Raw genomic sequence first — 14,338 nt, forward strand, 5'->3', positions numbered from 1 at the left:
TCGTTGTGAGCACATGATGTGGCCCGGGAGCGGGCAGGGATGCCGTCGGCCGGGTCCGCCCGCGCGGTCGCGGAGGGCGGCGCCCTACTTGACGAGCGGGAAGAGGATCGTCTCGCGGATGCCGAGGCCGGTGATCGCCATCAGCAGGCGGTCGATGCCCATGCCCATGCCGCCGGTCGGCGGCATGCCGTGCTCGAGCGCGCGCAGGAACTCCTCGTCGACGCGCATCGCCTCGTCGTCGCCGCGTGCGGCGAGCTTCGCCTGCTCGACGAAACGCTCGCGCTGGATCACGGGGTCGACGAGCTCGGAGTAGCCGGTCGCAAGCTCGAAGCCGCGGACGTAGAGGTCCCACTTCTCGACGACGCCGGGAATGCTGCGGTGCTCGCGCACGAGCGGAGACGTGTCGAGCGGGAAGTCCATGACGAACGTCGGACGCTCGAGGCCGCCCTTCACGAAGTGCTCCCACAGCTCCTCGACGAGCTTGCCGTGGGTCGCGATCTTTTCGGGCACCTCGACACTCGCCTCGGACGCGAGGGCCTGCAGCTCCTCGAACGACGTCTCGGGAGTGACGCGGCGACCGGCGGCATCCGACAGCGACTCGTACATCGAGATGCGGTCCCACTGACCGCCGAGGTCGTACTCGGTGCCGTCGGCCCAGGTCACCGTCGTCGATCCGGCCACGGCGATCGCCGCGTTCTGGATGAGCTCCTGCGTCAGGTCGGCGATGCCGTTGTAGTCGCTGTACGACTGGTACGCCTCGAGCATGGCGAACTCGGGGCTGTGGGTGGAATCGGCGCCCTCGTTGCGGAAGTTGCGGTTGATCTCGAAGACGCGGTCGATGCCACCGACGACGGCGCGCTTGAGGAAGAGCTCCGGCGCGATGCGCAGGTACAGCTCGGTGTCGAACGCGTTGGAGTGCGTGACGAACGGACGGGCCGCAGCGCCGCCGTGCTGCACCTGCAGCATGGGAGTCTCGACCTCGAGGAATCCGTGCGCCTCGAAGGTGCGACGAAGCGACGCGTTGACCTTCGCTCGGGCGACGACCGTCTCGCGGGCGGTGTCGCGCACGATGAGGTCGAGGAAGCGCGAGCGCACCCGACTCTCCTCGCTCAGCTCGGAGTGCAGGTTCGGCAGCGGCAGCAGCGCCTTGGCCGCGATCGCCCACTCGGTCACCATGATCGACAGTTCGCCGCGCCGGCTCGAGATGACCTGACCGGTCACCGAGACGTGGTCGCCGAGGTCGACGAGCTCCTTCCACGCCTGCAACGACTCCTCGCCCACCTCCGCGAGAGAGACCATCGCCTGAATGCGGCTGCCGTCGCCCGACTGCAGCGCCGCGAAGCAGAGCTTGCCGGTGTTGCGGCTGAAGACGATGCGGCCGGCGACCGAGGCGGTCTCGCCGGTCTCCTCTCCCGCCTCGAGCGATGCGAAGCGGTCCCGCAGCGTAGGGATCGTCGTACTGACGGGGACCGCGACGGGGTAGGCGCCACCGGCGGCATCCGTCCGCTCCGCCAACAGGCGCTCGCGCTTGGCGAGGCGGACCGCCTTCTGCTCGAAGATGTCCTCGTCGGTCGTCTCGGCGGGCGTGGGCGCGGACGCGTCGGTCATGGCAGAAGGCTCCTCGGGGATTCGACCCTTCAGTCTATCGGCGAGGCCCTGTGCGGTTTCCGCGGCGAGAGCGGATGCCGGTGGCCGCCGTCCGCGAACAGCCGAGCGGGTCGACCGGGCTCAGCGGCGAGGGGTCCACCCGGGCGGACGCGGGTCGCCGCCCGCGGCGCGCTTGGCGTCGGCCGCGGCCGACCACCCCTGCGCGGCGTCGACGGCGTCGAAACCGCCCCGCGCGACGCGGAACCCGACGTCGTCGTGCGTCATCCGCGGTCCCCCGCCGCGGCGGGTGCCGGCCCGCACGCTCCAGGCGTCGTCGGCGAACCCGCCGCCGCGGAACACGCGGTAGTCGTCGTAGCGCTCCGTGTCGAGGAAGTCCCAGCACCACTCCCAGACGTTGCCGAGCGTGTCGAACAGCCCGTTGAGGTTCGGCAGCTTGCCGCCGACCGGCTGCGGTGCGCTCACCCCGTCGGCCGCCGTCCACGCGATCTCGGCCAGCGGACCGTAGTGCGGCCCCGTCGACCCGGCGCGGCAGGCGTACTCCCACTCGGCCTCGGTCGGCAGGCGGAATCCGTCGCTGTCGACGTGCCACCGCACCTCTTCGCCGTCGACGGCGTACGCGGGGTCGAGGCCCTCCCACTCCGACAACGCGTTGCAGAACCGCACGGCGCGCAGCCAGCTGACCTCGACAGCGGGACGACGGGGGTGGGATGCCGCGATCCCCAGCACCTCGGAGAGCTGCTCCTCCGTGACGGGATAGACCCCGATCTCGAACGGTTCGAGCTCGACGGTCCAGCGCGTGCGACGGCGCGCGTCGTGGAGCTCCACGCGCCCGGCGGGGATGCGGGCGAGCTCGACGTCGCTCACGGCAGCGCCGTCGGACCGTCGCCGATCGAGGGGGCGGTCTCGGTGAGCGCGCGGTCGATCGTCGTGTGGACGAGGGCGGAGAGGTAGCGCGACGGATCCTCGACACCCGCGGCGCGGAGCAGGTCGGCGGACTGCCGCACGATCGACGAGGAGAACGTCGTGGCGGTGGCGATCGCCTCGCCGTAGGCGGCGCGCTCGGCGTCCGTGACGACGACGGGCTCGCACCCCATCTCGACGGCGAGCGCCTGCGCGATCGGCATCACGGCGGCCGGAGCGGTCACCGCCGCGTAGGCGTCCTTCAGAGCGCGGAGGTCCGTCGACGTGCCGGTGAAGGCGATGGCGGGGTGGATGGCGACGGGGATCGCGCCGCGCGACGCGGCGGGACCGAGCACCTGTATGCCGTGAGCGGCATCGGTGTGCATCACGATCTGCCCGACCTGCCAGGCCCCGACCTCGGCGAGGCCCGCGACGAGGGCGCGCAATTCGTCGTGCGGGACGGCGAGGACGACGAGTTCGCTGCGGCGGACGACCTCCTCCGCGCTCAGCCGGGGGAGGTCGGGGAGGATCGCGTCGACGCGATCGTCGTCCGAACCCGACGTGATACCGGTGAGGGCATGCCCGGCGCCCGCGAGGGCGGCACCGACCACGGGACCAACGCGTCCCGCACCGATCACCCCCACGCCGAGGCGGCCGTCCCGCGTCACGGCCGCTCGTCCTCCGGCCGGGCGGGTGCGACGACGGGCGCGGCGGTGACGGGCGCGGCGGTGTCGGGCGCGGCGCCCGCCGCATCCACCCCCGCGGCATCCTCCTCATCCGCAGCCGGGCTCACCGATTCCGCGGATGCCGCAGCCACGGCCGCCGCGGTGATGTCGTTCCAGAGCGCGTACGCCTCTTCGTGGTCCAGCGAGGCGACGGTGCCCGACACCGGGCCGAGCACGGTGTGGCCGGTGAGCCCGGCGAGGCCCAGCCGGCGGTCGAGGGGACCCTGCGAGATGCGTACGGACTGCAGGCGCGCGAGCGGCAGGATGGTGAGCTTCGGCCAGAGGCGCCCGGTGCGCACGAGCACGGCCTGCGGCAGGACGAGGATGCCGTTGCGTCGCCAGGTGAGCGGGTCGATGACGCGCGCGCGAGCCGGCGACGTCGTGTACCCGTCGCCCGCGGCGGGGCCGTGGAGGCCCGCGTCGAGCAGCGCCGCGTCGATCGGGACCGACGGGAGCAGCAGGCGCAGGACGCGCTCGACGTCCGCCTGCGTCCCGATGGGCAGCACGTCGCCCATCTGCGCCGCCGACGTGTCGCTCGCCGAACGTCCCGAGATCTGGTTGATGCGGATGCGGTACCACCCGCCCCAACGCCACAGCAGCGGCTGACGGACGTCGACGGCGTGGATGCGGCCGGGCGGCAGCGTCTCGGTCACCGTCGTGAGCAGCCCGAAGGTCACCCGGACGCCCGAGGCCGACGGGGCGATCGAGTAGCGGACCGTCCGGACGAAGCGACGCACGGCGTACGCGCCGAAGGCGATCGCCGTGGGGATCGAGGCGCCGAGCGCCGGGACGATCCACACCGGCTGCAGCACGAGCCCGACGATGACGGCGACCACCACGAGGACGAAGCTGATCGTCGATCCCGACAGCAGCCCCGCCAGGATGAGGCGCGACATCGGCACGCGGACGATGGATTCCGCTTCGGTGCCGTCGTCCTCGACGCCGTCGATGATCTCGGAGATCCCGGCCGTCACCCGCGAGGTGAGCGGACCGCCGGCCGCCGTGCGGGCCGCAGCATCCTTCGTCCGGTGTCCGGAGGCGAGGCGCAGGATGTCCCCGCGCACCGTCTCGGCGTTCGCCGTCGACAGGTACTCGAGCTTGACGTTCGCGTCGAGACCCGCGCCGACGACCTCGAGCTTGGCCAGTCCGACGAGCCGGGCGAGGGCGGGCCGCGTGAGGTTCACGCCCTGCACCCGGTCGAGGGGTGCGCGCCGGTGCGTGCGGAACAGCACACCGCTGCGCACCTCGACCTCGTCGCCCGTGATGCGGAAGGTGTGGAAGCGCCACGCCATCCAGAACAGGGCGACCAGCACGATCAGCCCGACGACCACGGCGACGATCGCCTGGACGGCGATGCCGTTCTGCAGCACGAAGTCGACCGGGTCCTCCTCGTCCCACCGGAAGCCCTCCGGCAGGAAGAACGAGATGAGCCGGTCGCGCAGGTTCGCGATCAGGATGCCGATGATGACGAGGAGCGTCAGCCCGCCGCGCAGCAGCGGCGACAGCGGATGCAGCCGGTGCCATTCGCCGTCGCTCATCTCGGACCGCACCGCGGCGGGCGGCGGCGCGGGCACGCCGATGTCCGCCGGAGCGGCCGGCTGCGGGTCGAGGTCGCTCACAGGCCGGTCCGCCGGGTCTCAGCCACCTCGATGAGGGTGTCGCGCAGCGCTTCGGCGTCCTTCTGCGGCAGCCCGGGGATCGTCACACCGGTGGATGCCGCGGCGGTGACGAGCTTCAGCTGGGCGATGCCCAGCATCCGGTCCAGCGGGCCGTGCGTGATGTCGACGAGCTGCAGCCGGCCGTAGGGCACCGACACCATCCGCTGCCACAGGATGCCGCGGCGGAAGACGAGGTCGTCCTCGCGCAACTGGTACCCGATCGAGCGCGCCTGACGCGGCGTGACGATCAACGTCACGAGGACGATGACGAAGAGGATCGAGCCGGGGATCAGAGGCCAGGTCGCCTGGAACATGAGCCAGAGGGTGAGGACCGCCGCGGCGATCAGCACCAGCAGCACCAGGTTGCCGATGACCTGCCCGAGGACGTACTTGCGCGACAACTGCCGCCACGTGCCGTCGCCGAGCGGCAGGCGGTTCGCACCGCGCGGCTCGAGGATCCGCGAGAAGGTCTCGTCGTCAGTCGGAGTGGGAGAGTCCGTAATCGGGTTCGTCGGGTCCGGGCTGGTCGTCATCATCGTCCTTCCGGATGGTGCACAGGTGTTCGGCGACGAGGCCGCCGGCGACGAGGAGCAACCCGCCCCCCAGTGCGGCGATCACCGCACCCGTCGAGCCTAACGAGGGTGACACCGGTCGTGTGAGGACGAAGACGAGGAGGCCGCCCGCGAATCCCGCGACGAGCGCGCCGACGATGCTCGACGCCTTCGCCATCATCGCGATCCGCAAAGCCCGGAACGGATCGACCGGCGCCGCCGCCCCGACGGTCGCACGGCGCACCGGGATCGCCGCCGCGACCACCGCGACGGCGAGCGCGATGAGGAGGATCGGCAGCAGGGGCGACGGGGTGAAACTGGGATGCCCCATCCCCGTCAGCACCTGGTCGACGAAGAAACCGGCGACACCCGACACGACGGCGATGGCCGCGAGCAGGAGGGGGTTCGTGCGCGTCACGACGCACCTCCGGGGAGGGCGGCGCGCAGCTCGGCCACCCGGCCGACACCGGGGAGCACCGCGTCGGGGTCGATGCGCAGCCAGGGGTCGAGGACGAAGTCCCGCTCCGCCGCCCGCGGGTGCGGCAGGACGAGCGCCGGGTCGTCGGAGCGCACGTCGCCGTACGTGATGAGGTCGAGGTCGAGGGTGCGGCTCCCCCACCGCTCCCGCCGTTCGCGTCCGTGCCGCCCCTCGATGGCGTGCAGATAGCCGAGGAGCATCGTCGGGGCGAGGCGGGTGTCGACGATCGCCACCGTGTTGAGGTAGCGGGGGGCGTCGGCATCCGGTCCGCCCAGCGTGATGGCGACGGACTCGATCGGCTCGGCCGCGGCGACCAGTTCGGTCAGCGGCAGTCGGCCGAGGTCGGCGATGGCCTCGGCGATTGTGGCGGCCCGCTCCCCCAGGTTCGCGCCGAGGGCGATGACCGCGCGATGGGCGGGGCCGGCGGCACGCGGCTCGCGCGGCGGTGTCCCCTCGGCCAACCGACGGCTCATGCGCGCGACCGCCGGACGGTCACGGCGACGTCGCCGAACGGGACGGGGATGGGAGCTGCCGGCTTGTGCACGGTGACGGCGACGGCCTGAACGAGCGGCCAGCCGGCGAGCACGGCGGTCGCGATGCGCTCGGCGAGCGTCTCGATGAGGTTCACCGGGTTGCCCGCGAGCAGCGCCGCGACCCGTTCGGCGACCTCGCCGTAGTGCACGGTGTCGACGACGTCGTCACTGGCCGCCGCCGGCGCGAGCGACAGCGACAGCACGAGGTCGGCGACGAACTCCTGACCGTCGCGGCGTTCGTGGTCGTAGACGCCGTGATACCCCGTGGCACGGATGCCGGTGATCGCGATCTCGTCGGTCATCGCTCCCCCTCCCATGCCTCTCGCACCGCGAGCGCGAGACGCGTGGCGGCGACGTCGTGCACGCGCACCGCCCACACCCCCGCCTGCGCGGCGAGGACGCTCGTGACGGCGGTCGCGAGGTCCAGGTCGCCCTCGCCCGCGAGCTCGATGCCCGCGCCGGCGGCGGCGGCCGCCAGCATCCGCTTGCGACTCGTCCCGACGAGCACCCGGTGACCCTCGCCGATCAGGCTGGCGAGGCCGCGCACGACCAACCAATTCTGCTCGGGCGTCTTGCCGAACCCGAAGCCCGGATCGACGACGATGCGGTGATCCGGGATGCCGGCCGCCCGGGCGGCGGCGACGCGCTCACCGAGTTCTCCGACCACCTCGGCGACGATGTCGTTGTAGACGGCGGTGCGGTACATGTCGGCCGAGTGCCCGCGCCAGTGCTGCAGGACCACGTCGGCCTCGGTGGCTGCGACGGCGGGGAGCATGTCGGGATCGGCGAGGCCGCCCGACACGTCGTTGACGATCCGCGCGCCCGCGGCGACGGCGGCGACCGCGGTGCTCGCGTTCATCGTGTCGACGCTGATCGTCGCACCGCCTTCGGCGAGGGCCTCGACGACGGGCAGGATGCGGCCCTGCTCGTCCGCGGGCGCGACGCGCTCGGCGCCCGGTCGCGTCGACTCTCCGCCGACGTCGAGCAGGTCCGCACCGTCGAGACGCAGCGCGCGACCGTGCGCGATCGCCGCGTCGTGCGAGGCGTAGCGGCCGCCGTCGCTGAACGAGTCCGGCGTGACGTTCACGACCCCCATGACGAGGGTCATGTGCGGCCACCCGTGAGCAGGGCGATCGCCTCGGCCCGCGCCGCGGCCTCGGTGAACGCGCCGCGGGCCGCCACGGTGACGGTGGATGCCGCCGTCTGACGCCCGCCCCGCATCGTCACGCACTCGTGCACCGCGTCGAGCACGACGAGCACCCCGCGGGTGTCGATCGAGCCGGCGATCGCGTCGGCGATCTGCTCGCCCAGGCGCTCCTGCACCTGCGGCCGAGCGGCGAGGATGTCGATCACCCGGGGCAGCGCCCCGAGGCCGACCACCTGCTCGCCCGGCAGGTAGGCGACGTGCGCGCGTCCCGCGAACGGCAGCAGATGGTGCTCGCACATCGACTGGAAGCGGATGTCGCGCAGCATGACGGCGCCCGAGGGCAGCGTGTCGGGGGCCGGCCCCCGCGTCACCGAGATCGTGTGCGCGAGGGGGGCCGCGGCATCCTCCCCCACTCCGGAGAAGAACTCCGCGTACGCGTCGGCGACGCGCTGCGGTGTGAGCTTCAGGCCCGGGCGCTCCGGATCCTCACCGATGGCCACGAGCAGTTCTCGGACCAGCTCGGCGACGCGCTCGCGGTCGACCGCCATGCGGGCCGCCTCAGGCCGTCGCGGGTCGAGCCTGCCCCGTCGCGTGGCGCGCGGGAGAGGTCTCGGCGGCCGGCTGCGCGGCCTCGGTGTTCGCCGCGACCGGCGTTTCGGCGCGGCGCGGGACCTCGACGGGAGGCAGCGTCGAGACGGGACGCTCGCTGCTCGAGAGCCACTGCGGGCGCGGCGGGAGCTTCTTGACGTCCTTGAAGATCTCGGCGAGCTCGAGGTGGTCGAGGGTCTCCTTCTCGAGGAGCGCGAGCGCGAGCCGGTCGAGGATCTCGCGGTTGTCGTTGATGACCTGGTAGGCCTCGTTGTGCGCCTGCTCGATGAGTCCGCGCACCTGGGCGTCGACGCGCTCGGCGATCCGCTCGCTGAAGTCGCGGCCGTGGCCCATGTCGCGGCCCATGAAGACCTCACCCGACGACGAGCCGAGCTTGACCGGTCCGACGTCGGTGGTCATGCCGTACTCGGTGACCATCTTGCGGGCGATGCCGGTGGCCTTCTCGATGTCGTTCGAGGCACCGGTGGTCGGGTCGTGGAAGACGATCTCCTCGGCGACACGTCCGCCCATCGCGTAGGTGAGCTGGTCCTGCAGCTCGTTGCGGGTCACGGAGTACTTGTCGTCGAGCGGCAGCACCATCGTGTAGCCGAGCGCCTTGCCGCGGGGCAGGATCGTGACCTTCGTGACGGGGTCGGTGTTGTTCATCGCGGCGGCGGCGAGGGCGTGGCCGCCCTCGTGGTATGCCGTGATGAGCTTCTCCTTGTCCTTCATGACGCGGGTGCGGCGCTGCGGACCGGCGATCACGCGGTCGATGGCCTCGTCGAGGGCACGCATGTCGATGAGCTGCGCGTTCGAGCGGGCCGTCAGCAGGGCTGCCTCGTTGAGGACGTTGGCGAGATCGGCACCCGTGAAGCCGGGGGTTTTGCGCGCGATGACGGCGAGGTCGACCGAGGGCGAGAGCGGCTTGCCGCGACCGTGCACCTCGAGGATCTTCTGGCGCCCCTTCAGATCGGGGGCGTCGACACCGATCTGGCGGTCGAAACGGCCCGGACGCAGCAGAGCCGGGTCGAGGATGTCGGGACGGTTCGTCGCGGCGATGACGAGCACCGACACCTTCGGGTCGAAGCCGTCCATCTCGACGAGCATCTGGTTGAGCGTCTGCTCGCGCTCGTCGTGACCGCCACCCATGCCGGCGCCGCGGTGGCGTCCGACGGCGTCGATCTCGTCGATGAAGATGATGGCGGGCGCGTTCTCCTTCGCCTCCTTGAAGAGGTCGCGCACGCGGCTCGCGCCGACACCCACGAACATCTCGACGAAGTCCGAACCCGAGATGGAGTAGAACGGCACCCCGGCCTCGCCGGCGACGGCGCGCGCGAGGAGGGTCTTACCCGTTCCGGGAGGGCCGTACAGCAGCACGCCCTTGGGGATCCGCGCACCGACGGCCTGGAACTTGGCGGGGTCGCGCAGGAAGTCCTTGATCTCCTGCATCTCCTCGATCGCCTCGTCGGACCCGGCGACGTCGGCGAAGGTGACCGTCGGGGTCTCCTTCGTCACGAGCTTGGCGCGCGACTTGCCGAACTGCATGACCTTGCTGCCGCCGCCCTGGGCGCTCGAGAGCAGCCACCAGAAGAGCAGACCGAGGATGAGGATGGGGAGGAGGATCGAGATGAGGCTGCCGAACCAGCTCGTCTGCGGCACGACGTCGTTGTAGCCGTCCTTCGGAGCGGCCGAGTCCACCGCCTGCACGACCGCATCGGCGCGCTCTGCCACGTAGTAGAACTGCACGTTCGTCGCGCCCTCGAACGGTTCGCTGAGAGTGAGGTCGACCCGCTGGTCACCGTCGGTCAGGGTCGCCTGCGTCACGGTGTCGCCGCCGAGGAGCTTCAGGCCCTCCTGCGTCGTGATGCTGCGGGCACCCGTCAGGTTGGTGATGAGGGTCATCCCGACGATCAAGAGCACGCCGATGAGAACCACGTAGACGAACGGGTTGCGGGAGAGCTTCTTGACGTTCATGGTGCGTTCAGGCTACCCCCGCAGGGCTATGCGGGGTCTGTGCGTTCGTTTTCGGCGTACCGCGCGGAATCAGGCGTAGACGTGGGGTGCGAGGACCGCCACGTCGCGGAGGTTGCGGTACTTCTCCGCGAAGTCGAGTCCGTAGCCGACGACGAACTCCACGGGGATGTCGAAGCCGACGTAGCGGCAGTCGATCTCGACCTTGGCAGCCTCGGGCTTGCGCAGCAGCGCGAGCACCTCGATCGACGCCGCGCCGCGCGACGCGAAGTTCTCGAGCAGCCAGCTGAGGGTGAGGCCCGAGTCGATGATGTCCTCGACGATCAGAACGTGCTTGCCCGAGATGTCGGTGTCGAGGTCCTTCCGGATCTGCACGACACCGCTGGACTTCGTGCTGGCGCCGTACGACGAGACCGCCATCCAGTCCATCTCGATCGGACGCTTGAGCGAGCGCGCGAAGTCGGCCATGACCATGACCGCGCCCTTCAGCACGCCCACGAGCAGCAAATCCTTGCCCTCGTAGTCGGCCTCCACCTGCCGCGCGAGCTGTTCGAGTTTGGCCTGGATCTCCTCCTCGGTGACGAGGACATCGGTGAGCTGGTCGGCGATCTCGGCTGCGCGCATTGCAGAAGTCTAAAGTTCGCGATCGGATGCCGGGAATCGGGCGCCCGTCCCGGCCTCGGCTCCCGTGAACTCGATCATCGCGCCGATGCGGCGGGCGCGGCATCCGGGCAGGTCGATGGGACCCTGCCCGGTCCAGTCCGTCACCAGCCGCGCCACCTCGAGGGTCTGCGTGCGCGTCAGCGAGGCGTGGAACTCGCTCGCGACGACGTGCCGGATGATGCGGTGGCGCAACGCCGGCGGGTTGGCGGCGAGCGCGGCGACCGAGACGGCGATGCCGGCCTCGGCGTGCTCGACGATGTCCTCGATGGTCTCGTCGATCATCTCGTCGAAGGCCTCGGCGTCCTCCCGCAGCTGCGCCGCCGTCCTGGCGAGCGCCTCGGCGATGCCCGGACCGAGCTCAGCCTCGAGCACGGGCAGCACCCGCTCGCGCACGCGCACACGGGTGAAGCGCGCGTCTTCGTTGTGGGGGTCGTCCCAGGGCTCGAGGCCCTGCGCGGCGCAGGCGGCCCGCGTCGTCGCGCGGCGGACGTCGAGTAGGGGCCGCAGCAGCGGGACGCCGTCGAGATCGGATGCCGCCGCCATCCCCTGCAGGCTGCCCGCCCCCGATCCGCGCGCGAGCCCCAGGAGGACGGTCTCGGCCTGGTCGTCGAGGGTGTGGGCGACGAGCAACGCGGCGGCGCGGGCGTCGCGCGCGGCATCCCGGAGCACGCGGTACCGCGCACCGCGTGCGGCGGCCTCAGGTCCGCCGTCGGCACCGACCTCGACGCGCACGACGAGCGGGTCGAGGCCGAGGCGTGCGGCCGCGCGCGCGGCGCGGGCGGCGACCTCGGCCGAGTCCGGCTGCAGACCGTGGTCGACGGTGACCGAGGCTGCCCGCAGCCCGAGCTTCGGCGCCTCGAACCCGACGGCCGCGGCCAGAGCCAGCGAATCGGCGCCGCCCGACAGTCCGACGATGACGACGGCGCCCTCCGGAAGCCCGGTCAGGGCAGCGCGGACGGCACGACGGACCTCGGCGACAGCGGGGTTCAGGGACGGCACGGCTCCACGCTATCCGGCCGGTGTCCCGTACTCAGTCTGCGGCGCCGAGGCCCGTCGGGGCTCGCGCGTGACTCCGCGCCGTGGCGGGCGCCCGCCACGGGCGTGGAGACTGCATACGGTGCACGGCGGCGTGCCGAATGCAGGTGAAACCGCGCCGACAGGGGCCGAAGACGGCTGTTCGCGGCGTTTCTTCCGGAGTTCGGCACACGCAGCGGCGCCAGTAGGCTGGTCGGCGCATCCCACCGGACATTCAAAGGAGCACAGGCATGGGCGCGTACGACGCCGTCATCGAGATCCCGCGCGGCAGCCGCGTGAAGTACGAGGTCGACCACGGCACGGGCCGCGTCTTCCTCGACCGCGTTCTGTTCACCCCCATGGGGTACCCCGCGAACTACGGCTTCTTCGAGAACACGCTCGGCGAGGACGGCGACCCGCTCGACGTGCTGGTCCTGCTCGACCGTGAGATCTTCCCCGGTGTGCTGGCCAAGGTCCGCCCCGTCGCCGTCCTGAAGATGAGCGACGAGGCCGGCGGCGACGACAAGGTCGTCGCGGTCCTCGCGAAGGATCCGCGCTGGGCTCACATCCAGGACGTCGACGACATCGACGAGTGGACCAAGGGCGAGATCGGCCACTTCTTCGAGCGTTACAAGGACCTCGAGCCGGGCAAGTGGGTCAAGGTCGACGAGTGGGCGAACGCCGCCGAGGCCGAGCGCCTGGTCGGCGAGGCGTTCGAGCGCTTCGAGCAGCACGAGGGCGAGACCCGCACGCAGGGTGAGGGCGAGTCGCCGAACACGCTCTGACGTGAAACGAAGAGGGTCGGATGCCGCGCGGCATCCGACCCTCTGCCGTTTCGGCGGGCGTCAGACGCTGATGCCGCGGGCGCGCAGGAAGGGCGCGGGGTCGATGCGGACTCCGCCGCGGTAGACCTCGAAGTGCAGGTGGCAGCCGGTGGAGGCGCCGGTGCTGCCGATGTAGGCGATCGTCTGACCGGCGCGGACGCGGTCGCCGTAGCCGACGTTGTAGCCGCCATTGATGATGTGCGCGTACCCGGTGACGGTGCCGTCGCTGTGGCGGACCTGGATGTAGTTGCCCCAGGCTCCGCTGTAGCCGGCGAAGACCACGGTGCCGGATGCCGCGGCGTAGATCGGCGAGCCGCAGGAGCTGGCGAAGTCGATGCCGCGGTGGCCGCTGGCCGTGCAGCCGCCGGAACCGCAGATGCTGCCGCGCGTGCCGAACCAGGAGCTGATCCAGCCGTGGGCGGGACGCACCCACCCGGACGACTGGACGACGCCGCCGCCCCCGCCGCCCCCGCTGGAGCCGCCACTGCTGGAACCGCCGCCACCTCCGCCGCCGCTCGAACCGCCGCCGCCCTGGTTGTTCTTGGCCTCTTCTTCGCGGCGGCGCTTCTCCTCCGCGATGCGGCGGGCTTCCTCTTCGCGAGCCTTACGGGCGGCTTCCTCACGCGCCTTGCGGGCTGCCTCTTCGCGCGCCTTGCGGGCGGCTTCGACGCCGGCCTTGTACCCGGCCACGGTCTTGGCCGTGGTGTCGCGGAGGGCGTCGAGCTGCGCTTCGAGGACTTCGCGGTGTTCGTTCTGGGCGGCGAGGGCGGCCTGCGCGGCTTGCGCGGCATCCTGCGCAGCCTGCATCTTCTGCTCGGCCTCGACCTTGCGCTTGTCACGCTCGTCGCGGGCGACCTGGGCCTGGGCGGCGAGGCTCTTCGCGCTGTCGCGGGCGCCGACGGCCTCGGCGTAGACGTCGCGGTTGGCGTCGACGAGGCGGTCCATGGTGCCGAGGCGTCCGAGCAGGTCGTCGGCGCTGGCGGACGAGTCGGAGAAGAAGAGCTCGAGGGTCGCGTCGCCCTTGCCAGAGCGGTACTGCTGCGCGGCGAGGACGCCGAGCTTCGCGGCGGACTCCTTCGCACGGGCCTCTTCCGCGTCGGCCTTGGCCTGCAGCGCGTCTGCACGGGCCGCGGCGTCCTCGAACGCGATGAGGGCGTCCTGGTACTCGACGCCGAGGCGCTCGGCTTCGGCCTGCTTGGCGGCGACGTCGTTCTCGAGCGACGAGATGAGGTTCTGGATGCGGGTGATCTCAGAGCCCTTGGCGGCTTCGTTGTTGCGGGCCTTCTCGACGTCGTCCCAGCTCGGGTACGAGGTGGCGGCGAAGGCGGGAAGGGCGAATCCCAGACCGGTGGATGCCGCGGCCACGCCGAGGATGCCGAGTCCCAGGGCGTTGCGCCGACTGATGCGAGAGAACGATCGCATCTCGTCGGCGGTAGGCGCGCAGCCGCAATCGACGTCCGACGCCTCGGAAAGATCGGTCACTGCACACACCCTTCCCTCGGCCAGATGGCGTGCTGATCCGCCCATCACAGTAGCAACACTGTTCACATTCGTCACAAGAGAAGTGCGGACGGGCGTCGCCATCGTGCCTCGGTTTGAGACCCGGGAGAAGGCGGTGCGCCCTCGATTCGCACATTCGTCGGGGATCGCATATGCTTGTCCCTCGGTAAGCGTGAGC

15 protein-coding genes are annotated in these 14,338 nt (G+C 71.4%); 1 reads left to right on the forward strand and 14 read right to left on the reverse strand.

Annotation, left to right across the window (positions count from 1 at the left end; genetic code table 11):
• Positions 1-84 precede the first annotated feature (84 nt).
• The 13 genes from lysS to tilS form a co-directional block, all read right to left on the reverse strand.
• Positions 85-1,608 (reverse strand): lysine--tRNA ligase, encoded by a 1,524-nt coding sequence (lysS, locus tag Q9S71_RS03665; RefSeq protein WP_311860569.1) that lies wholly within the window; start codon positions 1,606-1,608, stop codon positions 85-87.
• 120 nt (positions 1,609-1,728) lie between these two features.
• Positions 1,729-2,472 (reverse strand): formylglycine-generating enzyme family protein, encoded by a 744-nt coding sequence (locus Q9S71_RS03670; RefSeq protein WP_311860570.1) that lies wholly within the window; start codon positions 2,470-2,472, stop codon positions 1,729-1,731.
• On the reverse strand, positions 2,469-3,176 hold the full coding sequence (locus tag Q9S71_RS03675) for a DUF2520 domain-containing protein (protein WP_311860571.1): 708 nt from the start codon (positions 3,174-3,176) through the stop codon (positions 2,469-2,471). The genes Q9S71_RS03670 and Q9S71_RS03675 overlap by 4 nt, the downstream gene beginning before the upstream one ends.
• Positions 3,173-4,852 (reverse strand): PH domain-containing protein, encoded by a 1,680-nt coding sequence (locus Q9S71_RS03680; RefSeq protein ID WP_311860572.1) that lies wholly within the window; start codon positions 4,850-4,852, stop codon positions 3,173-3,175. The genes Q9S71_RS03675 and Q9S71_RS03680 overlap by 4 nt, the downstream gene beginning before the upstream one ends.
• Positions 4,849-5,424 carry a PH domain-containing protein gene (locus Q9S71_RS03685; RefSeq protein WP_311860574.1) on the reverse strand — a complete coding sequence of 192 codons (576 nt, stop codon included), beginning with the start codon at positions 5,422-5,424 and terminating at the stop codon, positions 4,849-4,851. Before Q9S71_RS03685 ends, Q9S71_RS03680 begins: the two co-directional genes overlap by 4 nt.
• Positions 5,369-5,860, reverse strand: coding sequence for a DUF3180 domain-containing protein (locus Q9S71_RS03690; protein WP_064003613.1), 492 nt, complete (start codon positions 5,858-5,860; stop codon positions 5,369-5,371). The genes Q9S71_RS03685 and Q9S71_RS03690 overlap by 56 nt, the downstream gene beginning before the upstream one ends.
• A complete protein-coding gene (gene folK / locus Q9S71_RS03695) occupies positions 5,857-6,393 on the reverse strand; it encodes a 2-amino-4-hydroxy-6-hydroxymethyldihydropteridine diphosphokinase (RefSeq protein ID WP_311860576.1) in 537 nt (178 codons plus the stop codon). The genes Q9S71_RS03690 and folK overlap by 4 nt, the downstream gene beginning before the upstream one ends.
• Positions 6,390-6,755: a dihydroneopterin aldolase gene (gene folB, locus Q9S71_RS03700; protein ID WP_311860577.1), complete on the reverse strand. Its 366-nt coding sequence runs from the start codon at positions 6,753-6,755 to the stop codon at positions 6,390-6,392. Before folB ends, folK begins: the two co-directional genes overlap by 4 nt.
• The gene (gene folP / locus Q9S71_RS03705) at positions 6,752-7,561 is read right to left on the reverse strand and encodes a dihydropteroate synthase (RefSeq protein WP_311860578.1); all 810 of its coding nucleotides are present in this window, start codon (positions 7,559-7,561) and stop codon (positions 6,752-6,754) included. Before folP ends, folB begins: the two co-directional genes overlap by 4 nt.
• Positions 7,558-8,148, reverse strand: a complete 591-nt coding sequence (folE, locus tag Q9S71_RS03710; RefSeq protein WP_253035019.1) for a GTP cyclohydrolase I — start codon at positions 8,146-8,148, stop codon at positions 7,558-7,560. The genes folP and folE overlap by 4 nt, the downstream gene beginning before the upstream one ends.
• Positions 8,149-8,158: 10 nt before the next feature.
• On the reverse strand, positions 8,159-10,162 hold the full coding sequence (gene ftsH, locus Q9S71_RS03715; protein WP_311860579.1) for an ATP-dependent zinc metalloprotease FtsH: 2,004 nt from the start codon (positions 10,160-10,162) through the stop codon (positions 8,159-8,161).
• 69 nt (positions 10,163-10,231) lie between these two features.
• Positions 10,232-10,783: a hypoxanthine phosphoribosyltransferase gene (hpt, locus tag Q9S71_RS03720; RefSeq protein ID WP_064003607.1), complete on the reverse strand. Its 552-nt coding sequence runs from the start codon at positions 10,781-10,783 to the stop codon at positions 10,232-10,234.
• Between the two features lie 9 nt (positions 10,784-10,792).
• Complete coding sequence (tilS, locus tag Q9S71_RS03725; protein ID WP_311860580.1) at positions 10,793-11,821, reverse strand: tRNA lysidine(34) synthetase TilS; 1,029 nt, start codon at positions 11,819-11,821, stop codon at positions 10,793-10,795.
• Between the two features lie 266 nt (positions 11,822-12,087).
• Here tilS and Q9S71_RS03730 point away from each other — a divergent pair, with 266 nt between their 5' ends.
• Positions 12,088-12,621 (forward strand): inorganic diphosphatase, encoded by a 534-nt coding sequence (locus Q9S71_RS03730; RefSeq protein ID WP_311860582.1) that lies wholly within the window; start codon positions 12,088-12,090, stop codon positions 12,619-12,621.
• A gap of 60 nt (positions 12,622-12,681) precedes the next feature.
• On the opposite strand, the gene Q9S71_RS03735 is transcribed toward Q9S71_RS03730, so the two are convergent.
• The gene (locus Q9S71_RS03735) at positions 12,682-14,142 is read right to left on the reverse strand and encodes a peptidoglycan DD-metalloendopeptidase family protein (protein ID WP_311860584.1); all 1,461 of its coding nucleotides are present in this window, start codon (positions 14,140-14,142) and stop codon (positions 12,682-12,684) included.
• Positions 14,143-14,338: the final 196 nt, after the last annotated feature.

The sequence above is a fragment of the Microbacterium gawkjiense genome (assembly GCF_031932225.1).
GTDB lineage: Bacteria > Actinomycetota > Actinomycetes > Actinomycetales > Microbacteriaceae > Microbacterium > Microbacterium gawkjiense.